The 20806-nt window shown below is 72.4% G+C and carries 20 protein-coding genes; 11 read left to right on the forward strand and 9 right to left on the reverse strand.

All coding sequences use genetic code 11. From position 1 onward, the window contains the following. The first annotated feature begins 52 nt into the window (after nt 1-52). Nucleotides 53-661, forward strand: a complete 609-nt coding sequence (locus A4U64_RS10820; protein WP_006931068.1) for a hypothetical protein — start codon at nt 53-55, stop codon at nt 659-661. 28 nt (nt 662-689) lie between these two features. On the opposite strand, the gene A4U64_RS10825 is transcribed toward A4U64_RS10820, so the two are convergent. Next, on the reverse strand, nt 690-1022 hold the full coding sequence (locus A4U64_RS10825; protein ID WP_006931067.1) for a hypothetical protein: 333 nt from the start codon (nt 1020-1022) through the stop codon (nt 690-692). Between the two features lie 212 nt (nt 1023-1234). Between A4U64_RS10825 and A4U64_RS10830 the strand changes: the two genes are divergently transcribed. From A4U64_RS10830 to A4U64_RS10860, 7 genes are all read left to right on the forward strand, one after another. Further along, complete coding sequence (locus A4U64_RS10830; protein ID WP_006931066.1) at nt 1235-1573, forward strand: RNA polymerase-binding protein RbpA; 339 nt, start codon at nt 1235-1237, stop codon at nt 1571-1573. A gap of 246 nt (nt 1574-1819) precedes the next feature. Beyond that, entirely contained in the window at nt 1820-2185 is a 366-nt protein-coding gene (locus A4U64_RS10835; protein WP_006931064.1) for a chorismate mutase, read from the forward strand. A gap of 8 nt (nt 2186-2193) precedes the next feature. Continuing rightward, nucleotides 2194-4293, forward strand: a complete 2100-nt coding sequence (gene pabB, locus A4U64_RS10840; protein ID WP_029543800.1) for an aminodeoxychorismate synthase component I — start codon at nt 2194-2196, stop codon at nt 4291-4293. A 53-nt stretch (nt 4294-4346) separates the two neighbouring features. Continuing rightward, entirely contained in the window at nt 4347-5198 is an 852-nt protein-coding gene (locus tag A4U64_RS10845) for a prephenate dehydrogenase/arogenate dehydrogenase family protein (RefSeq protein ID WP_206531384.1), read from the forward strand. Next, nucleotides 5185-6168, forward strand: coding sequence for an AurF N-oxygenase family protein (locus A4U64_RS10850; protein ID WP_029543796.1), 984 nt, complete (start codon nt 5185-5187; stop codon nt 6166-6168). The genes A4U64_RS10845 and A4U64_RS10850 overlap by 14 nt, the downstream gene beginning before the upstream one ends. Nucleotides 6169-6278: 110 nt before the next feature. Further along, entirely contained in the window at nt 6279-6773 is a 495-nt protein-coding gene (locus tag A4U64_RS10855) for a hypothetical protein (protein ID WP_029543794.1), read from the forward strand. A gap of 174 nt (nt 6774-6947) precedes the next feature. Then, nucleotides 6948-7373, forward strand: a complete 426-nt coding sequence (locus A4U64_RS10860) for an Hsp20/alpha crystallin family protein (RefSeq protein WP_006942502.1) — start codon at nt 6948-6950, stop codon at nt 7371-7373. A 60-nt stretch (nt 7374-7433) separates the two neighbouring features. On the opposite strand, the gene A4U64_RS10865 is transcribed toward A4U64_RS10860, so the two are convergent. The 4 genes from A4U64_RS10865 to A4U64_RS10880 are packed head-to-tail and all read right to left on the reverse strand — an operon-like array spanning nt 7434 to nt 12001. Next, nucleotides 7434-8213, reverse strand: coding sequence for a polyprenol monophosphomannose synthase (locus A4U64_RS10865; protein ID WP_006942500.1), 780 nt, complete (start codon nt 8211-8213; stop codon nt 7434-7436). A gap of 35 nt (nt 8214-8248) precedes the next feature. Then, entirely contained in the window at nt 8249-9826 is a 1578-nt protein-coding gene (gene lnt, locus A4U64_RS10870; RefSeq protein WP_050035276.1) for an apolipoprotein N-acyltransferase, read from the reverse strand. Then, the gene (locus A4U64_RS10875; RefSeq protein ID WP_050035275.1) at nt 9823-11433 is read right to left on the reverse strand and encodes an amidohydrolase; all 1611 of its coding nucleotides are present in this window, start codon (nt 11431-11433) and stop codon (nt 9823-9825) included. Before A4U64_RS10875 ends, lnt begins: the two co-directional genes overlap by 4 nt. A 19-nt stretch (nt 11434-11452) precedes the next feature. After that, the gene (locus tag A4U64_RS10880; protein WP_006942494.1) at nt 11453-12001 is read right to left on the reverse strand and encodes an FxsA family protein; all 549 of its coding nucleotides are present in this window, start codon (nt 11999-12001) and stop codon (nt 11453-11455) included. A 111-nt stretch (nt 12002-12112) separates the two neighbouring features. On the opposite strand from A4U64_RS10880, the gene A4U64_RS10885 reads away from it, so the two are divergent. From A4U64_RS10885 to A4U64_RS10895, 3 genes are read left to right on the forward strand one after another with little or no spacing between them, the layout of a single operon-like run. Further along, nucleotides 12113-12880 (forward strand): TSUP family transporter, encoded by a 768-nt coding sequence (locus A4U64_RS10885; RefSeq protein WP_050035273.1) that lies wholly within the window; start codon nt 12113-12115, stop codon nt 12878-12880. A 30-nt stretch (nt 12881-12910) separates the two neighbouring features. Then, a complete protein-coding gene (locus A4U64_RS10890; RefSeq protein ID WP_065922549.1) occupies nt 12911-14422 on the forward strand; it encodes a TldD/PmbA family protein in 1512 nt (503 codons plus the stop codon). Continuing rightward, the gene (locus tag A4U64_RS10895) at nt 14419-15786 is read left to right on the forward strand and encodes a metallopeptidase TldD-related protein (protein ID WP_050035272.1); all 1368 of its coding nucleotides are present in this window, start codon (nt 14419-14421) and stop codon (nt 15784-15786) included. Before A4U64_RS10890 ends, A4U64_RS10895 begins: the two co-directional genes overlap by 4 nt. Nucleotides 15787-15950: 164 nt before the next feature. Here the strand turns inward: A4U64_RS10895 and A4U64_RS10900 are convergent, their stop codons facing one another. From A4U64_RS10900 to A4U64_RS10915, 4 genes are read right to left on the reverse strand one after another with little or no spacing between them, the layout of a single operon-like run. Next, the gene (locus tag A4U64_RS10900; protein WP_050035271.1) at nt 15951-17600 is read right to left on the reverse strand and encodes a glycoside hydrolase family 13 protein; all 1650 of its coding nucleotides are present in this window, start codon (nt 17598-17600) and stop codon (nt 15951-15953) included. A 50-nt stretch (nt 17601-17650) separates the two neighbouring features. Further along, entirely contained in the window at nt 17651-18475 is an 825-nt protein-coding gene (locus A4U64_RS10905) for a carbohydrate ABC transporter permease (RefSeq protein WP_029543784.1), read from the reverse strand. Between the two features lie 2 nt (nt 18476-18477). Then, nucleotides 18478-19425 carry a carbohydrate ABC transporter permease gene (locus A4U64_RS10910; protein WP_050035269.1) on the reverse strand — a complete coding sequence of 316 codons (948 nt, stop codon included), beginning with the start codon at nt 19423-19425 and terminating at the stop codon, nt 18478-18480. After that, entirely contained in the window at nt 19422-20771 is a 1350-nt protein-coding gene (locus A4U64_RS10915) for an ABC transporter substrate-binding protein (RefSeq protein ID WP_050035267.1), read from the reverse strand. Before A4U64_RS10915 ends, A4U64_RS10910 begins: the two co-directional genes overlap by 4 nt. Between the last annotated feature and the right edge of the window lie 35 nt (nt 20772-20806).

A 20806-nucleotide genomic window follows, 5' to 3' on the forward strand; every position in this document is an offset into this window, starting at 1 on the left:
TCGAGCCGACCACGCCGTCGCCCGTGCCCGCCCCATCCTCGAGGAGCTCTGGATGCAGCAGCGTCGATGGACCGTTCGTTCGCTCACCGCCGCGGCGGCCGCGGCTGTCGCCGTGGCCGTGCCCGCCCACGCCGTCGCGGAGCCGGCACCCCCGGGATTGCCGCCGGATGCGCTGCGGGCGGCGGCCGCCGCGGATTCCCCCGAGGCGCTGCGGGCGGTGGAGTCCCTGCTCGACGCGGCCCGCACCCCGGCGTTGTTCGAGCCGCCGCCGCGCAACACGCCGCAGCCGTTCATGCAGCCCGCCCCCACGTTCGGGCTCGGCTGCGGCGGCGGCTTCACCCCGTACGCGATGACCACCGGCTGGGCCCAGCCCGGCCCCAACGCGGTGCCGCCCGTGCAGATCGGGCAGTTGAAGATCTTCGTCTCCCCCACGATCCCCACCCTGCCGGCGCGGGCCGACCTGAAGTTCGTATGGCTGAACATGGAGAACTTCCGCGGCGGCGTGGCCACCCTCGACGACACCGTCGGCGGGGTGCCGCAGCTGTCGAAGACCCTCGACACCGGCACCGGGCCGGTGCTGTCGGCACTGTTCGGTTCCGTGCAGTACGTCGACGGCACCTTCTGCCAGGTGGTGTACACGATGGGGGCGTTCTTCGCCTGAGGCCGCCGCCGGCTCGGCGGAGCCCGGTTCAGCGGAGCCGCTCGGCGGCGCGAGCCAGGCGCACCAGGTCGGCGCACAGCGGCGCCAGCTCCTCCGGACCCGCGCCCTCGCCCACCGCGGTCGCGACGTCCTCGGCCGCGCACCGCACCTCGAAGGCGCGGTCGGCGACCGCGCTCGCCTCGTCGGCGGTCAGGACCACCGCGTCCTCCGGCAGGCCCGCCTCCCGGGCGAGGGTGCGGTGCTCGTAGGCCCGCTGGCGGCACGAGCGGCGGCAATAGCGGCGGCGGCGCCCGAGCGGGGCGTCGGCGACCGGCCGGCCGCACCAGAGGCAGTTCTCCGGTTTACGGGTACGTCCGGTCATGGCCGCACACCCTACCGGCCCGCGGCGCCGGAGCGGCCGTGGCAGCCCGGTAGAATGACCCGCGCCCACGGCCCCGGGGCGGTCGGGAACCGATTCGACCGCGCGGGCGTTGACAAGAGTGGTCGGCATCCGCCGATGTCGACCGCACTGTGGACGCTCGCTTCCCTCGGAGGCGAGCGCACCGGGCGGAGCACACAAGAGAGGACACCACCATGGCAGATCGTGTACTGCGAGGCAGCCGGCTCGGGGCGGTGAGCTACGAGACCGACCGTGACCACGATCTGGCGCCGCGGCGGATCGCCCGCTACCGCTGTGACAACGGCGAGGAGTTCGACGTTCCGTTCGCCGACGACGCGGAGATCCCCGGCACCTGGATCTGCAAGAACGGCCTGGAAGGCTCCCTGGTCGAGGGCGCGGCACCGGAGACTAAGAAGGTCAAGCCGCCGCGCACCCACTGGGACATGCTGCTCGAGCGCCGCTCCATCGACGAGCTCGACGAACTGCTCAAGGAGCGCCTCGAACTGCTCAAGACCAAGCGGCGCGGCGCCTGACCCGCCCCCACCGGCACCTCACGATGCCGCCCCCGGGATCCGTCCCGGGGGCGGCATCGCGTATCACGGCCCCCAGGGGTCGGCCGTGTTGCGCGCACGGCACAAAAAGATCAAACGCCGACAGCGCCTTCGCGCGCGTGTCATCATGATCGAACACCGGCCGGATTCTCGGACCGGCGACCTCGGACGACGCGAAACGGAATGACCCACTGGGGTTTCGGGACGTGGTACAGGGGGCGAGAAGCAATGGACAACAGCAACGACCGCAGGGCCGGCGGCACCGCCGAATCCACGCCGGACCGCCTGCTCGACGGGCTGCGCACCGAACTCGACCGCGTCGATGCCCGGCTCCTCGACGACGTCCGGGACCGGCTGCGGATCTGCGCCCGCATCGCGCACCTGAAACAGCGGCACGCCATCCCGATGCTGCAGCCGGGGCGGATGCAGGTCGTGCACGACCGCGCGGAGACCTACGCGCACCGCAACGCCATGTCGCCCGAGTTCCTGCACTCGTTGTACGCGCTGCTCATCGCTGAGGCGTGCCGGGTCGAGGACCTCATCATCGACGGCACCGGCTCGGCGTCGGCCGAGCTGCGCGAGACCCGGACCTGAGGCCGGTCATGGCCGCGCCGCCGCCCGCCGGTTCGATCCGCACCCTGCTGATCGACAACTACGACTCGTTCACCTACAACCTCTACAGCCTGCTTGCGGAGGTCAACGGTGTTGCGCCCACGGTCGTCAGCAACGACACCCCGTGGGAGTGCCTGGACCTGGACCGGTTCGACAACGTCGTCGTCTCCCCCGGGCCGGGGCGGCCCGACCGGGCCCGCGACTTCGGGATCAGCTCCCACGCCCTGCTCGACTCCGGTCTGCCGGTGCTCGGGGTGTGCCTGGGCCACCAGGGCCTGTGCAACCTGTTCGGCAGCGACGTGGTGCGCGCCCCGCAACCGGTGCACGGACGGCTCTCGCGGATCCGGCACACCGGCACCGGGTTGTTCGCCGGCATTCCCTCGCCGTTCGCGGCGGTGAGATACCACTCGCTGGTCGTCGACCGGGTGCCCGACGAGCTCGAGGCCGTCGCCTGGACCGAGGACGGGCTGCTCATGGGGGTCGCCCACCGGACCCGTCCGCTGTGGGGGGTGCAGTTCCACCCCGAATCGATCTGCACCGAGTACGGCCGCGAACTGCTGGCGAACTTCCGCGACGCGACCCCGGCCCGGCCCCACCCGCCGGAGCCGGCCCTACCGCCAGCGCCGACGGCCCCGCCCCCGGCGCTGGTGCTCGAGAGCCGCCGGATCGCACACAACCCGGACCCGCAGCGGGTGTTCGAAGCGTTGTTCGCCGAGGGCCCGCACAGCTTCTGGCTGGACGGCAGTGCCGCCACCGAGCCGAACTCGCGGTTCTCCATCCTCGGGGACGGATCGGGACCACGCGCCGAGTTCGTCACCTACAGCGTCGCCGAGACCCTGGTGCGCGAACAGCGGGCCGGGGAACCGGTCGCCGAGTTCCACACCACCTTCTTCGACCACGTCGACCGTCGCCTCGCCGAGCGCACGGTCGCCCGGCGGGACGACCTGCCGTTCGCGTTCGCTCTCGGGTACGTGGGCTACCTGGGGTACGAGCTCAAGGCCGACACCGGCGGCCAGCTGGTGCACACGTCCCCCATCGCGGACGCGGCGATGGTGTTCGCCGACCGCGCGGTCGTGCTCGACCACGAGGCGCGCTGCTGCTATCTGCTGGCGTTGAGCGAGCGGACCGGTGAGCCGGCCACGACCGCGTGGTTCGACGAGACCGCCGCGGTGCTCGAGTCCCTGCCGGAGTCCGCCACGGCGCCGGCCACGGCGCCGCTGGTGCGGGCGGAGCAGGATCCGCAGGTGCGGTTGCGGCACGAGCCGCAGCGGTACCTCGAGCTGATCGCCCAGTCGATCGCCGAGATCCGCAGCGGCGAGACGTACGAGGTGTGCCTGACCAATGCGGCGACCGTGGAGCGCAGCGTGGATCCGCTGCGTACCTACGAGACGCTGCGGGAACTCAGCCCGACCCCGTACAGCGCCCTGCTGCGCTTCCCGGAGGTGTCGGTGCTCAGCGCCTCGCCGGAGAGGTTCCTGCGGATCGGCCCGGACCGGGTGGTCGAGTCGAAGCCGATCAAGGGCACCCGGCCGCGCGGCACCACCGAGGACGCGGACCGGGCGTTGCGGCAGAGCCTGCTCGACAGCGAGAAGGACCGGTCGGAGAACCTGATGATCGTCGACCTGGTGCGCAACGACCTCTCGCGGGTGTGCGTACCCGGCTCGGTGCACGTGCCGAAGCTGTTCGACGTCGAGACGTACGCGGCCGTGCACCAACTGGTCTCCACGGTCCGGGGCACGTTGCGCCCGGATGCGACCGCGGTGGACTGCGTGCGGGCCGCGTTCCCGGGCGGGTCGATGACCGGGGCTCCGAAGCTGCGCACCATGGAGATCATCGACAAGCTCGAGGACGGCCCCCGCGGCGTGTATTCGGGGGCGCTGGGATATCTGTCCCCGACGGGGGCGGCGGATCTGTCGATCGTCATCCGCACCATGGTCGCCACCGAGCACGAGGTGGGGTTCGGAATCGGCGGCGCCATCGTCGCGTTGTCGGATCCGGCGGACGAGCTCGAGGAGACGATGGTCAAGGCGGTGGCGATGCGCCGCACCCTGTCGGTGAACGAGTCGCCCGAGGACGGCCCCCGCGCGTGAACGCCGCGGCCGGTCCCGTGGTCGTCGCCGGCGGTGCCGGCGCGGTCGGCCGGATGCTGGTCGAGGCGTTCCGTCGCGACGGCACCGCCGTGGTGGTGATCGACCCGGCCGCCGGCGACGACCCGGCCGCGCTGCGCGGCGATGTCACCGCCCCCACGGCGGCGATGCGGGACGCGGTCCGGGTCGCTCCGGCAGTGGTGCTGGCCCTGCCCGAGACCACCGCACTCGCCGCCGCCGCCCCGCTCGGTGCGCTGCTGTCGCCGGCCGCGGTGCTCGTCGAGACGCTGTCGGTGAAGTCGGCGTGGGCGCGGGCCGTGCGCGAGCCGGGGTGGTCCGCGCAGTGCGTGGGGCTGAACCCGATGTTCGCGCCGGCGCTGGGCATGGCCGGCCGGCCGGTGGCGGTGGTCGAGCACCGGCCCGGCCCGGCGGTCGAGTCGCTGGTCGGGGCGCTGGGCCGGTGGGGTGCGCAGGTGGTGCGGCTGACGGCGGACGAGCACGACCGGGTCGCGGCGGCCACCCAGGCCGCCACCCACGCGGCCGTTCTGGCGTTCGGGCTGGCGCTGGGCCGGCTCGACGTGTCCCCGTCGGTGGCGGGGGCGACGGCACCGCCGCCGCACGTGCTGCTGCGGGCGCTGCTCGCGCGGATCACCGCCGGCGCGCCCGAGGTGTATCTCGACGTGCAGGCCGGCAATCCGCACGCGGCCGCCGCCCGGGCGGCGCTGCGCGCCTCCCTCGACGAACTCGACGCAGTGGTCGGCGCCGGTTCGGTGGCCGGGTTCGCGGACCTGCTGGCCCGGGCCGGAACGCCGCTGGGCGCGGACGCCGACCGGTATCGGGAGCTGTGTGCGGGACTGTTCGCGGAGCTGACGCACGAGGAAACGGAGAGCCGCCATGGCCGAGCCTGATCTGTCCGGGGCGCGGGGCCCGCTGCTCGCGCCCGCGCTGCCCGACCACGATCCGCACGACGTCGTCGAGAGCGCCGTCGTGCGGGGCCTGGCGCGGTCATGGGGGCGGCGCGCCACGGTCAAGAAGCGCGAACCCGATCTCGACGAGCTGTTCGATCCGACCCGGCTGGACTTCCCGGACGAACTCGTGCCGTTCCACGCCCACCCCGCGTACCGTGCCCTGGACGAGGAGCGCCGGGCCCGGCTGCGGGGCTGGGGGTGGATCGCGTACAACAAGAACGTCATGGACATCGAGCAGTACGTGGTCAACCCCGGCTTCGCGCTGATCACGACGGACTTCTTCGAGGTCGGACCGTCGGACACCGTCACCGCGGGGGTGCTGCAGGCGATGGTCGACGAGCAGTACCACACCCTGATGCATCTCAACGCGAGCGCGGTGATCCGCCGGCGTCGCGGCTGGCGGATGCCCGAGTCGGCGCTGCCGCCGTGCCGGACCGTGCGCGAGCACCGCGCCGCCGTCGACGCGGCGCCGGATCCGCGGGCGCAGGCCCTGATCCGGCTGGCGTTCACCACCGTCGCGGAGACGTCCATCAGCGCGTTTCTCGGGTTGATGACCGAGGACGAGGATCTGCAGCCGGTCAACCGCACGACGGTGGCCCTGCACCGGCGCGACGAGCTCAGCCACGCCTCCCTCGCGGCCGAGCTGCTGAAGATGGTGTTCACCGATCTCGGGCCCGGCGACCGGGCGCAGCTGGTCGAGGCCCTGGCGGCGGGCATCGAGGCCTTCACCGGCAGCGATCTGGGAACCTGGGCGGCGATCGTGGAGGCGGAGCGCGTTCCGGGCGGGCGGGAGATGCTCGCGGACACCGCGGCGGCGCCGCATCCGCGGCGGGTGGTGCAGGACTGCAGCGCGATCCGCCGGTTGTGCGCCGACCTGGGTGTCGCCGACGATCTGTCCGTCACCTGGTAGAACGACCGAAACCGAACGAACGATTCGAACGTTCGCAAAGATGACCCATTCGTGACCTCCGAACGTTTGTTTCGAACGTTCGGAGGTGTTCGCCCTGGTAACCTGCGGTCGTGAGCGATGCAGCCTCGTCGGGCGGCACACCGATCGGGGACACCCCGGCGACGGGCGGCCGCCGCAAGCAGTACGCCAACAGCGCCGAACGTGCGCGCGCCTGGCGCGAGCGTCAACGCCGGACCTCCGCCCCCGCCGGTGCCACCCCCTCCCCGGATCCGGCGCCGCCCCCGGCGGTACCGGATCCGGGGCCACCGGAGGCCGCGGCGGCCCGGATCGGCGCCGTGCCGGCAGCCCCCCGGGCGGCGGGGACGGGGGCGGTGGACTTCGAGGCGGCACGGCTGCGCACCGAACGCGACGAGGCGCTGCGGGCCGCGGCCGAGGCCTGGCAGCGCGTCGCCGAACTCGAGGCGGATCTGGCGATGGTGCGCGCCGAACTGGCCGACGAGCGGGCAACCCAGCTGCGCGAGGCGCGCGCGCACATCGCCGAGCTGCAGGTGCAGGTCGCCGAGCTGCGGCGCGAACGCGATCGTCGCACCGCGGACCCGGCCTGACGAACGTTCGGCGGTCCTGCTCGGTGCCGAACGATCGATTGCCCTAGTACCTCTTCTTCGAACGTTCGGCGCCGCCGGGTCCGGGACTTCCGGCCCTGTCGGGACCTCGTCGAGAGGAGTCGAATGGAGTCGGAACGACCTCCCCATCGATCCGACTCCCAGAGAGGAGCAGACATGTCCACTGTGCCAGCGCGCCGTCCCCGTTCGGTGTTCCCGGACCTGTCCGAGTTCTTCGACGCCTTCCCCTTCACCGGCCTGCGTCCCGCCCTCGGCGGCAACCTCATCCGCGTCGAGGACCGCGTCGAGAACGGCCGGTACGTCCTGCGGGCCGAACTGCCCGGGCTCGACCCCGAGAAGGACATCAACGTCTCGATCAACGCCGGGCAGCTCGAGATCACGGCCGAACGCACCGAGGAGAAGTCCGAGGGTGGACGCTCGGAGTTCCACTACGGCTCGTTCCGCCGTTCGGTGACCCTGCCCCCGGGTGCGAAGGACGACGACGTCGAGGCGTCCTACACCAAGGGCATCCTGACCGTGTCGATCGGTCTCGCCGAGCAGCAGGAGGCCGGGAAGAAGATCGAGGTCAAGAACGTCGAATGAGCCCCGGCACCCGGGAGGGGTGCACGCCCGTCGGCGTCCACCCCTCCCCCCGGCCGCTGCTCAGCGGCGCAGCAGACCGCGCAGCTTCGTCCACCGGTTGCGCACACCCCACACGGTGACCTTGATCAGGGCCTCCTGCACGATGCTGCCGCTCATCTTCGACTCGCCGATGATCCGCTCGGTGAAGGTGATCGGCACCTCGGCGACGGTGAACCCGGCCTGCACGGCCCGCCAGGCGAGGTCGACCTGGAAACAGTAGCCGTGCGAGGCGACCGCGGCGAGATCGAGCTTCTCGAGCACCTCGCGGCGGTAGGCGCGGTAGCCGCCGGTGATGTCGTGGATCCTCACCCCCAGCGCGAGCCGCGAGTAGATGTTGCCGCCGCGGGAGAGCACCTCCCGGTGCCACGGCCAGTTCACGACCGTGCCGCCGGGCACGTACCGCGAGCCCAGCACCAGGTCGGCGCCCGCGTCGATCCGCTCGAGCAGCAGGTGCAGTTGCTCGGGGGCGTGGCTGCCGTCGGCGTCCATCTCCACCAGCACGGTGTAGCCGCGCTCGAGTCCCCAACGGAACCCGGCGATGTACGCGGCGCCGAGACCGTTCTTCTCCGTGCGGTGCATCACGTGGATGCGGCCCTCGCTCGCGGTGGCGAGACGATCGGCCACGTCCCCGGTGCCGTCCGGGCTGCCGTCGTCGACGATCAGCACGTGCGTGTGCGGCAGCGCGGCGTGCAACCGGCCGACGATCAGGCCGATGTTGTCGCGTTCGTTGTACGTCGGAATGATCACCAGGGTCCGGGCGCTCGGCGCACTGTCGTTCCCGGCCGGCGTCGCCGCTGCCATCGAAGGTCCTTCCTGTCGAACCGGCCGTGGACCGGTCATCTCGCGGTGCCGGCTGCGGCCGGCACGGTGGTGCCCCGCCCGCGCGAGCGCACCAGCGCCACGCCGACGGCGGCGACGGCACCGACGCAGAGCACGAGCTCCGGAATCGGTCCGAGCCGAGTAGCCAGCGTAGCCGTCGTGCGCAGCGGCACCTGCGCCACCAGCACCTCGGGCACGAACAGGGCGCTGCGCTCGGTGACCGTACCGTCCGCCGCGACCATCGCGCTGACCCCGCTCGTGGCGGCCACCACCACGGCACGGCCGTGCTCGACGGCCCGCACCCGGGACATCGCCAGCTGCTGGTAGGTCATCTCCGTGTCGCCGAAGGTGGCGTTGTTGGTGGGCACGGCCAGCAGCTGCGCGCCGGCGCGCACCGAGTCCCGCAGCGCCCGGTCGAACGCCACCTCGTAGCAGGTGGCCACGCCGATCGGGATGCCGGCGGCGTGGACGGTGCCGTCGCCGTCGCCGGGTACGAAGTGCCCGGCCCGATCGGCGTAGTCGGAGAACAACCGGAAGAACGAGCGGTACGGCAGGTACTCGCCGAACGGCTGGATGATGCGTTTGTCGTGCCGCTCCCCCGGCCCGCCGGCCGCGTCCCACACGATCACCGAGTTGGTGGTGGTGCCGTCCCCGTTGACCAGCACGGCGCCCACCAGGATCGGGGCGCCGACCGCGGCCGCCGCGGCGCCGATGTCGGCGGCCGCGTCGCGGTTGCGCAGCGGGTCGATGTCGGAGGCGTTCTCCGGCCAGATCACCACGTCCGGGCGCGGCGCGGTGCCGGCCCGGACCCGGTCTGCCAGCTCCAGGGTGCGGGCCACGTGGTTGTTCAGCACGGCCTTGCGCTGGGCGTTGAAGTCCAGTCCCAGCCGCGGCACGCTGCCCTGGATCGCGGCGACGGTGACGATGCGTTCGCCCGACTCGGGGGCGGGCAGCGCCGGCCAGGTCGCCAGCGCGAGCAGCGGCGCGGCGACGGTCACCGCGGCGGCCCGCAGCAGCGGTGACCGCTCCCGGTGCCCGCGGGCGTAGCGCAGGCCGGCGCGGCCGCACGCCCACAGGCCGGTGCCGGTCAGCGCCACGGCGAACGACACCAGCGGCGCCCCGCCGACCGCGGCGAGACCGACCAGCGGCCCGTCCGGCTGCCCGAACGCGAGCCGGCCCCAGGGGAAGCCGCCGAAGGGCACGCTCGCCCTCAGGTATTCGGTCAGGCTCCAGCCGGCCGCGATCCACACCGGGGCACCGGGCAGGGCACGCACTTGCACCGCGATCACCCCGAACAGGCCGACGAACACGGATTCGGCGGCCGCGAGCGCCAGCCACGGCAGCGGGCCGACGTACTCGCCGATCCACGGCAGCAGCGGCACGAAGAACCCCAGGCCGGCGAGGTAGCCGTAGCCGAAGCCGGCACGGCGGCGCCGCGTCGGCGCCGCCAGGATCGTGGTGAGCAGCGCGATGCCCAGCGGCGCGAGGAACCACAGCGGACGCGGCGGGAAACTCGTGAACAACAGCAGCCCCGCCGCGACGGCGGCGACGCTGCGGGCCACCACCGGCCGGGCGGCGGCGCGCGGCCCGATCACCGTGCGTACACGACGCGGCCGCGGTGCACGCTGCGCAGCAGCACCGGGTCGGGCGTGCCCGGCTCGAGGTCCGGCAGCGGCGCCACCCGCGACCGCGGGTCGGTCGACCAGCGCTGCACGCTGTCCTTCGGGGCGCTGACCACGAGCTCGTCCGCCTCCCAGATCGCGTACGACGCGGGCGCGCCGGGGTCGAGGGTGCCGGCGACTCCGTCGCGCACCCCGCCGGCGCGCCACGCCCCGCGGGTCGCGGCGGCGAACGCGGCGCGGGGGGAGATTCCGCTGCCCGGGGTGCGGTGGTGCACGGCGGCGCGCAGCATCGGCCACGGCCGGGCCGCGGTGACCGGTGCATCGGAGCCGAAGGCGAGCGACATGCCGGTCGCGGCGAGCGGTGCGAACGGGTTGAGCCCGGCGGCGCGGTCGGCGCCGAGGCGGGTGGCGTACAGCCCGTCCGGCCCGCCCCACAGCGCGTCGAAGGCCGGTTGCATGCTGGCGATCACACCCCAGCCGCCGAGCCGGGCGGTCTGCTCGGCGGTGACCATCTCGAGGTGTTCGAGCCGGTGCCCGCGGGCCGCGACGGCCGGGCCGCCGAGCTCGGCGACGACGGCCGCGAACGCCTGCACCGCGGCGTCGACGGCGGCGTCGCCGATGACGTGGAAGCCGGCCTGGATGCCGGCTTCGGTGCAGGCCCGCAGGTGCGCGGCCATCTGCTCGACGGTGAGGTAGGCGGTGCCGCAGCAGTCGGGGCGGTCGGTGTAGGGCGCGGCGAGCCACGCGGTGTGCGACCCGAGGGCGCCGTCGACGAACAGGTCGCCGCCGAGGGCGTGGCCGCCGGTCGCGGCGAGGAGCGCGCGGGCCTGGTCGGCGGTGGTGACGGCCTCGCCCCAGTAGCCGCGGACCTGCACGGCGTGGTCGGTGGCGAGCAGTTCGGCGAAGTCGTCGCGGCCGGCGATGTCCGGGCCGCCGCACTCGTGGACGGCGACGATGCCGTGTGCCGCGTAGTCGTCGAGGGCGGCGGCGCGGGCGCGGGCCCGCTGGGCGGGGGTGAGCAGGGCGCGGGCGGCGGCGCGGACGGTGTGGTGCGCGGCCGCGGTGAGCGGACGCTGCGGGTGGTAGCCGTCGAGTCCGACGAGGTCGGTGGCGGCGCGCAGCGCGGTGGAGGCGGCCGCGGAGTGGGCGTCGACGCGGGTGAGGTAGACGGCGCGGCCCGGGGCGGCGGCGTCGAGGTCGTCGGTCGTCGGTGCGGTGGGGTCGGGCCAGCGGGTCTCGTCCCATCCGTGGCCCCAGACGAGGGCGTCGGCGTGCCGGGCGGCGTGGTCGCGCAGCCGGTGCAGCGCGTCCTCGCGGGAGGGGGTGCCGGACAGGTCGAGGCCGGTCAGGGCCAGGCCGTGCGCGGTGACGTGGACGTGGGTGTCGACGAACGCGGGTGCGACGAACGCGCCGTCGAGGTCGACGGTCTCGGCGTCCGGGTGCAGGGCGCGGCCGGGCCGGTCCTCCCCCACCCACACGACCTGCCCGTCGGTGACGGCCATCGAGGTGGCGTCGGGGGCGCTGGCGCTGTAGATGCGGCCGCCGACGAGAAGCTGGGTGCGGGGGGCTGGGGAACTCACGGCTACCCAGTGTGCCCCGTCAGGGCAGGTGCGGGCGCTGCGGGGGGTCGACGATCTCCCCCTCGAGCACGGTGCCCGCGCCGGGTGTCGCGGCGCCGAGGCGCGGGGTGCCGACGACGGTGTGCTCGACGACCTCGCCGTCGACGACCACGAGCCGTTCGCCGCGGAATCCGCCGCCGCGGGCGGCGGCCGCGGCCACCTTGCGGGCGGCGACGGCCCGGACGGCGGGCCGCAGCAGGGCCCGGGTCGGGGGCAGCAGCAGCAGAATTCCGGCGGCGCTGGTGACCGGGCCGGGCACGAGGACGAGGGCGGCACCGACACCGATCAGGGCGCCGTCCGTGAGGGCACGGTCGGCGGCGCCGGCGAATCCGGCACGGTCGGCGGCGGTGCTGCGGACGCGGCCCAGGTTCTGCAGGGCACGCCGGCCCTGCGCGCCGAGGACGAGGTAGCCGAGGACGCTCACCCCGAGGAACAGCAGGATCGTCGCGCCGATGCCCAGGGTGGAGCCGAGCCAGGCCAGCACCCCGATCTCGACGACGACGTAGGCCAGGAACAGCAGCGCGATCATGGGGTGATCCTCCCAGGCGCCGGGGGCGGCACGAATGCGGATGCGACGGTCACACCCGGTCAACGAACGGCGCGGCGGTTTTGCTCCCGACCGCTGTGATCGAATGGCCGCGTGGGTGCGGGCGACTGGGCGGTTCTGATGGTGGCGGCGACCGCCGCGGGGTGGGTCGACGCCGTCGTCGGTGGGGGTGGGCTGATCCTGTTGCCGGCACTGTTCGTCGTCGCCCCGCAACTGACGCCGGCGGCCGCGCTGGCGACGAACAAGCTCACCGCCATCTGCGGCACCGGCGCGGCGGTGGTGACGTTCGCCCGTCGGATCCGGCTGCAGTGGCCGGTCCTGGCTCCGGCGGCGGCGCTGGCCGCAGTCGCGGCCGCGGCGGGTGCGGCGACGGTCTCGCGGATCGACAGGGACCTGTTCATTCCGATCGTGATGGTGGTGCTGGTGGCGGTCGCGGTGTTCGTGACGCTGCGACCGCAGGTCGGCACGACGCTGGCGCACGAACGCCCGACGCTGCGGCGCACGGTGCTGGTGGTGCTGCTGGCGGCCGCGGTGATCGGTTTCTACGACGGGCTGCTCGGCCCCGGCACCGGCACGTTCCTGATCATCGCGTTCGCGACGCTGCTCGGCACCGAGTTCGTGCGCTCGGCGGCGATGGCGAAGGTGATCAATCTCGGGTCGAACCTCGGGGCGTTGGTGTACTTCGCGGCGACCGGGCACGTGTGGTGGTCCATGGGGCTGGCGCTGGCGGTGTGCAACATCGCGGGCGCGGTGGCCGGGTCGCGGACGGCGCTGCGGCGCGGCTCGGGGTTCGTGCGGGTGGTGCTGCTGACCGTGGTGCTGGTGATGGTGGTGCGGCTGGGATGGCAGCAGTTCGGTTGAGCCGGCGCACGGGCCGCTACGGTGTTGCGGGTGAGCACCGTCGACGCCGACTTCCTCGCCCTGCCGCTGCGGGCGCTCGCGGACGCCGCGCTGTCCGTCGCCCGCGCTGCGGGCGCCTCCCACGCGGATCTGCGGGTGCATCGCGTGCACAGCCAGTCGTTGAGCCTGCGGGACGGCGCCGTGCAGGCGGCCGTCGACAGTGTCGACACGGGGCTGGCCGTGCGGGTGGTGGTCGACGGCACGTGGGGGTTCGCCTCGCACGCCGAGCTGAGTCCCCCCGTCGCGGCGGCGACCGCGGGGCAGGCGATCGAGGTGGCCCGGGCGTTGCGGGCGCTGAACCGGGAACGGGTCGAGCTCGCCGACGAACCGGTCTACCCGGACGCGGTGTGGGTGTCACCGTACGAGGTCGATCCGTTCACGGTGCCCACCGCGCAGAAGGTGGCGCGGCTGACGGACTTCTCGCGGCGGCTGCTCGACACCGACGGGGTCGATCACGTGACGGCGAGCTGTCTGCAGATCAAGGAGCAGACGTTCTACGCGGACCTGGCCGGCTCGACGATCACCCAGCAGCGGGTGCGGGTGGCACCGCAGCTCGAGGCCACCGCCGTCGACCGGCGCACCGGCGAGTTCGAGACGATGCGCACCCTCGCCCCGCCGGTGGGGCGGGGTTGGGAGTATCTGGCCGGCGACGCGCACTGGCACTGGAACGAGGAGCTGGAGCGGATCCCCGGCTGGCTGGCGGAGAAGGCGGCGGCCCCCAGCGTGCAGGCCGGGCCGACGGACCTGGTGATCGACCCCACCAACCTGTGGCTGACCCTCCACGAATCGGTCGGGCACGCAACGGAATACGATCGGGCCATCGGGTACGAGGCGGCCTATGCGGGCACCTCGTTCGCCACCCCGGACGGGCTCGGCACGCTGCGCTACGGCACCGACGTCATGCACGTGACGGCGGACCGCACCGTCGCGCACGGGCTCGCCAGCGTCGGCTGGGACGACGACGGGGTCGCCGCCCAGTCCTGGGACCTGGTGCGGGACGGGATCCTGGTGGGCTACCAGCTCGACCGGGTGTTCGCGCCGCGGCTGGGCCTGGGACGCTCGAACGGCTGCTCGTACGCCGACTCGGCGCATCACGTACCGCTCCAGCGGATGGCGAACGTGTCGCTGCAGCCGGACCCGTCGGCCGACACGACCACCGCCGACCTCATCGCCCGGGTCGACGACGGGATCTACGTCGTCGGTGACAAGTCCTGGTCGATCGACATGCAGCGCTACAACTTCCAGTTCACCGGTCAGCGGTTCTACCGGATCCGCGGCGGCGAACTCGCCGGGCAGGTGCGCGACGTGGCGTACCAGGCCACCACGACGGACTTCTGGGGGTCGCTCGAGGCGGTCGGCGGGCCGTCGACCTGGCAGCTCGGCGGCGCCGTGAACTGCGGCAAGGCCCAGCCCGGTCAGGTCGCCCCGGTCAGCCACGGCTGCCCGTCGGCGCTGCTGCGGTCGGTGAACGTGCTCAACACACGCGCGGAGGGCGGGCGATGATCGAGGCGCAGGAACTGCTCGAGCGGGCGCTGCGCTGCTCGACCGCCGACGAGACCATCGTGCTGGTCACCGACACCGGCGAGGCGTCGCTGCGGTGGGCCGGAAATTCGATGACCACCAACGGGATCTCGCGCTCGCGCAGCTGGACGGTGATCGCGGTGCAGCGCGGCGACACCCCCCGCGTCGGGGTGGTGACGTCGAGCAGCGTCGACCCGGCCGACATCGCCCCGACCGTGCGGGCGGCGGGGGCGGCGGCCGCGGCGGCGTCCCCGGCCGAGGACGCGATGCCGCTCGTCGGCGGCGACGGCGTGCCCGGCGACTGGGCCGACGCCGCGGCCGGGACGGACATCTCGGTGTTCGGGCGGCTCGTCGACGATCTCGCCGCGGGATTCGACGGCGCCGATCAGCTCTACGGCTTCGCCCACCACCGGGTGTCGACGACCTGGCTGGGCACCTCCAACGGGGTGCGGCGCCGGTTCACCGAGCCGGAAGGATCGGTGGAGATCAACGGCAAGCGGGGCGGGCTGAACGGGGCCAGCGCGTGGGCCGGGGCCGGCACCCGCGACTTCACCGACGTCGACACACCGTCCCTGCTCGCGGAGCTGTCGCGGCGGCTGGACTGGGCGCGCCGCACGGTCGACCTCCCGGCCGGGCGCTACGAGACGCTGCTGCCGCCGTCGGCGGTGGCGGACCTGATGATCTACCTGATGTGGTCGATGGAGGGCCGCGGCGCCGAGGAGGGGCACACCGCGCTGTCGCGGCCCGGCGGCACCCGCGTCGGCGAACGGCTCACCGCGCTGCCGTTGACCCTGTTCTCCGATCCGGCCGCCCCCGGCCTGGAGTACGCGCCGTTCGTCGCGGCCACCGCCTCGTCGAACTCGGTGTCGGTGTTCGACAACGGGATGGACGCCGGGCGGGTCGACTGGGTGCGCGGGGGCGCGGTGCACGCGCTGGCGTACCCGCGGGCCGCGGCCGCCGAGTTCGGGGCGCCGGTGGCGGCGCCCGGGGAGAACCTGGTGCTGACCGGCGGCGGCGCGGCCGACGTGGACGAGATGGTGGCCCGCACCGAGCGGGGACTGTTGCTGACGACGCTGTGGTACATCCGGGAGGTCGACCCGGCGACGTTGCTGCTGACCGGTCTGACCCGCGACGGCGTGTACCTGGTCGAGGACGGTGCGGTGACGGCGGAGGTGAACAACTTCCGGTTCAACGAGAGCCCGCTGGATCTGCTGCGGCGCACCACCGAGGCGGGCCGCACGGAGCGGACCCTGCCGCGGGAATGGAAGGACTGGTTCACCCGCACCGCGATGCCGCCGCTGCGGGTCCCCGACTTCCACATGTCGTCGGTCAGCCGCGCTCGCTGAGCCCGGCGCTCAGGGCAGGGCGCGGTGGAACCGGGCCGGGCTGCCGACCTACGGGCTCGACGTAGTGTCCCCCGAAAATCGGGCGGATTTGGGCGAGAAGGCTCGTTCGATGTGGTCACCGCCGGATCCGACAAGTTCTTCGATGGAGTGGCTGTGTCACGGCCCTATCGGTTGGTGCGCAGCCAGACTGCGGTGTCCGGTGGCAGAGAACGGGCATCGGTCAGGGCGGCGGAGGCGAGCAGGACGGTTGCGTCCGGGTCGATCGCAACCGGTTGACGGGACAGGTTCACGACGCACCGAAACGTCGGTCCGCGGTCGAAGACGAGGGCATCGGTGGCCGACGGCTGCCAGCCGAAAGAGTCATCGCGCAGGGCGGGCAGTGTGCGTCGGAGTCGTAGTGCGGTGCGGTAGAGGGTGAGCATCGAATCGGGGTCGTCGGATTCGGCGGCGACGGTCTTCGACTTCCAGTTGTCGGGTTGGGGTAGCCACGGCTGGACGTGGTCGGCGGCGAACCCGAAGGGTGGGTGGTCACCGCTCCAGGGCAGCGGGACCCGGCATCCGTCGCGGCCGCGGATGGTGTGCCCGGACCGTTCCCAGGTCGGGTCCTGCAGCAGTTCCGCAGGGAGGTCGGCGACTTCCTCGAGGCCGAGTTCTTCGCCCTGGTAGAGGTAGGCACCGCCGGGCAGGGCGAGCATGAGCAGGGCCGCCGCGCGGGCGCGGCGGGTGCCGAGGGTGAGATCGGAGTCGGTGGCGGCGGTCAGGGTCATCGGCAGTGTGCTGGTTTCGGCGCGCCCGAATCGGGTGAGGTGGCGAGTCTCGTCGTGGCTCGAGAGCACCCAGGTGGTCGGCGCACCGACCTCGCGGAGCGCCTCGCGGCTGCGGTCGATGGCCTCGCGCAGTGCTGCCGGGTCCCAGCCGGCTCTGGGGAAGTCGAAGTTGAAGGCGGTGTGCAACTCGCCGGGACGCACGTAGCGGGCCAGACGTTCGGGGCTGCGGACGATCGCCTCGGCGACGAACATGCGGTCGGGGCCGTATTCGTCGGCGATGGTGCGAAACTCGCGCAGGATGTCGTGAAGTTCGTCGACATCCCAGTGCGGATTGTCGACCCACGTGCTGGATTCGAACCGGGCTCCCGGTGCGTGGCCGGCATCCGGCAGTCCGGGAACCTTGGCCATCGCCGACACGGCGTCGATGCGTATGCCGTCGACGCCGCGGTCGAACCAGAAGCGCAGAACGTCAGCAAATTCGGTGCGGACCTCGGGGTTGGTCCAGTCGAGGTCGGGTTGTTCGGGTGCGAACAAGTGCAGATACCACTGGCCGGCTTGTCCGTCCTCTCGGGTGGTGCGGGTCCAGGCCGGTCCGCCGAATGCGCTGATCCAGTCGTTCGGCGGGAGTTCGCCCGTGTCGCCGCGGCCGGCGCGGAAGAAGTACCTGGCGCGCTCCCGCGAACCGGGGGCGCTGCGCAACGCCTCCCGAAACCAGGGGTGGGTGTCGGACGTGTGGTTGGCGGGCAGGTCGATGATGATGCGGAGTCCGGCAGCGTGGGCGGCGGCCAGCAGGGTGTCCGCGTCGTCGAGAGTGCCGAAGAGGGGGTCGATGTCGCGGAAGTCGGCGACGTCGTAGCCGCCGTCCGCCATCGGTGACGGATACCAGGGGGTGATCCAGATTGCGTCGACGCCGAGGTCGACGAGGTACGGCAGGCGCTCGGCGAGCCCTGCGAGGTCGCCGATGCCGTCGCCGGTGCCGTCGGCGAAGCTGCGCAGATACACCTGGTAGATGACAGCGTCGTGCCACCACTGTCGTGATGTGGGCATGGTTTCCCCTGCGGGTGGTGTGGGCGTGGTAGTGGTGTGGGCGGGCACGGTCAGCCCTTGACGGCGCCGGCGATCATCGCCTTGACGAAGTGGCGCTGGAACAGCAGGAACACCACGATGGTCGGGGCCATGATCAGCAGGGATCCGGCGTTGAGAAGGACGACGTCGGTCGAGTATTGGCCGACGAAGTTCTGCAGTGCGCCCGCCATGGTCCGCTTACCGGGGTCGTCGATGAGGACGATGGCCTGCAGGAAGGTGTTCCAGGTCCACAGGAACAGCAGCAGACACAGCGAGGCCAGCGCCGGGACCGCGAGCGGGATCTGGATGTGACGGAAGGCCTGCCAGGGGCCCGCCCCGTCCAGGGCCGCAGCCTCGGTGAGCTCTTTCGGCATGGACAGGAAATGGGCTCGCATCCAGAAGACGGCGAAGGGCGTGAACGTGCCGATGAGAACCAGGATGAGTCCGAGGCGGGTGTTGAGCAGGTTCATCTCGCGCAGCTGGTAGTAGAGCGGCACGATCGTCGCCTCCTTCGGGAGAGTCAACCCCAGCAGCAGGAGCAGGAAGACGACGGTGCCTCCGGGCACGTGCAGCTGCCCGAGCCCGTAACCGGCCATCGCAGCGAACAGCGCTGCGACGGGGACGACGCCGGCGACGAGGATGATGCTCGAGACCATCAGCGGTGTCACCTCCGCGACGCGCCAGGCGTCGAGGAAGTTGTGCCAGTGCGGGTTCGACGGCCACGACAGCCCGAGCGGGACGGTGCCCTGCGGTTGCAGTGCCGCCGACAGCATGCTGAGCAACGGCAGGATCGAGAAGATCATGGTGCCGAGCAGCAGGACGAGTCCGGGAATCCGTTGGCGAGCGGAGGTTTTCATGATCATTTCTCTCTGAAGAAGCGCTGGATCGGCAGGATGACCATCAGGATCAGGCCGGTGAGGACGACAGCGAGGGCGCTGGCGAGACCGACCCGGGATTCGGTGAAGCCGAGTTGATAGATCAGGACGCCGGGCACGGTGGTCGCGTAGCCGGGTCCGCCCTGGGTGGACATGAACACGATGTCGAAGCTGGCGAGGGCGGCGATGATGGTGACGGTGACGCAGACCCCGATCTCTGCCCGCAGGGCTGGAACGGTGACGTATCGGAAGGTGCTGAGGAAGCTGGCGCCGTCGAGCCGGGCGGCCTCGTAGATCGAGATGTCGATCTTCCCGATGCCGGCCATCAGCAGGATGGTGCAGAATCCGAGGCCGAGCCAGGTGCCGATGACGCCGACGGCGGGCAGGGCCCAGTCGAAGTCGCCGAGCCAGGAGCGGGTGAGCCCGCCCAGGCCGACGGCCGAGAGCAGTTGGTTCACGGTGCCGTTGGTCGAGAACATCCACACCCACGCGACCGCCGCGGCCGCGCCGGGAATGATCTGCGGTAGGAACAGCAGGGTGCGGGTGAGGGTACCGAGGCCGCGTATGCGGATCTCCTGGAGCAGGGCAGCGACGAGAAGGCCGCCGATCACCGGGAGGACGGTGAAGAACAGGATGAGGAAGAACGCGTGCCCGATCGAGGACAGCAGCTGCGGGTCGGTGAGCACGCGGCGGTAGTTGCCGAGCCCCACCCAGCTGCCGACGGAGATGCCGTCCCAGTTGTAGAGGGAGTACCAGAGGGTGCTCAGCAGCGGCCGGAGGACGAAGACGGTGTACACCGCCGCGGCGGGCAGGACGAACAGCCATCCGGTCAGGGCCCGTTTGGCGCGGTGGCCCCGCCCCGGCCGGGTTGCGACGCGATGCGGGAACGCCCGGGTGGGGGATGTCTGGGGGGCGTGTGCGGTGGAGGTCATCTCAGGAGGTCCTGCTCGTATGCGGATTGGACGGCGGCCATCATCTCGCCGGGCGTGGTTCGGCCGGCGACGAGCATCTGGACCTGCGGTAGCCAGGTGCCGGACATGCCGTTGGTGGCGTTCTGGACGAATTGGACCTGGCCGTCGGCGGCGACCAGTATGTCGAAGGCCGCCTGGATCTGGGCGCCCAGCGATCCGGGTGCGGTGGCCGGGACCGGGCCGGTACCGGACGGGGCGAAGCCGGCGTCGACCACGACCTGCCGGCCCGCGTCGGAGCGGAGGAAGTCCAGGAAGGCTGCGGCGGCGTTCTTGTCGTCCGACCCCGAGGGTATTGCGAAGTTCGACACCGGGTCGGACATGGCGAGCACGGGTGACCCGGCGGGCGCGGGTGGAAGGGTGAAGCCGACGTTCTCGCCCATCTTGGCCTGTAGGGTCGCGGCATCCCAGTTCCCGGAGACATAGAACAGGGCCTCGCCCGCAGCGAACCGTCCGGCGGCGGCGGTGGCGTCGGTGCCGTTGGTGTCCGCGGGGAAGTAGCCCTTCGCTGCCCAGCCGGCCACCACCGCGGCCGCGTCGACCGCGGCGGGGGTGTCGAGGGTGGCGCCGGGCGCGTTGAAGACCCAGCCGTTGACCGCGTCCGGGCCGAGGGCGGTGTTCAGCATCATCTGGACCAGGAAGGTGACCTGCGCGCTCTTGTTGCCGGCCATGATCGGGATCAGTCCGGCAGTTTTCGCCGACGCCAGGGCCTGCTCGAATTCCGCGACGGTGGTGGGCGGCTCGACCATCCCGATCCGGTTCGCAAGCTCCTTGTTGTAGTAGAGCCCGGTCACCGTGAACCCGCTGGCCATCGTGTACTGCGGGCCGGTGCCGCGGATTCCGTTCGCATCGACCCGGTACATGGCACTCTGCCCCGGCGGAAGCGTGTTCCAGCCGTAGGCGTCGGCCCACGGATCGAGGGCCGTGAGCTGGTGGTTGGCTACCGCGGCGGGCAGCGCGATGATCCGCGCGATGTCCGGCGGATTCTCCGACGCGAGCACCCGGGGGGCGTTGACGGCCTGCACCTCGTCCGGGTCGTAGCGCGGGGTGATGGTCACGTTCGGATGGCGCTCGGTGAACGCCGCGATCAGGGCCTCGTCGATCTTCTTCAACCCCGCACCGTCGTACAGGGTCAACTCGATCGGGTCGGTGCCGAGATCGATGTTCACCGGCACCGGGTCGGTCGGGACGGTCGCGGTGTTACCGCTGCCCGGCGGCGCGCACGCCACCACCGTCTGCAGGACCGCGGCGCCTGCGAGGGCGGCGAATCTGCGTGCCCGCCGGGCCGGGGTCGAGTGGTGTGAGTCCATAACTCCTCCGCGTTGAGATGCGCATCACATTTCGG

It is taken from the genome of Rhodococcus sp. WB1, assembly GCF_001700945.1.
Lineage (GTDB): Bacteria > Actinomycetota > Actinomycetes > Mycobacteriales > Mycobacteriaceae > Rhodococcus > Rhodococcus aetherivorans.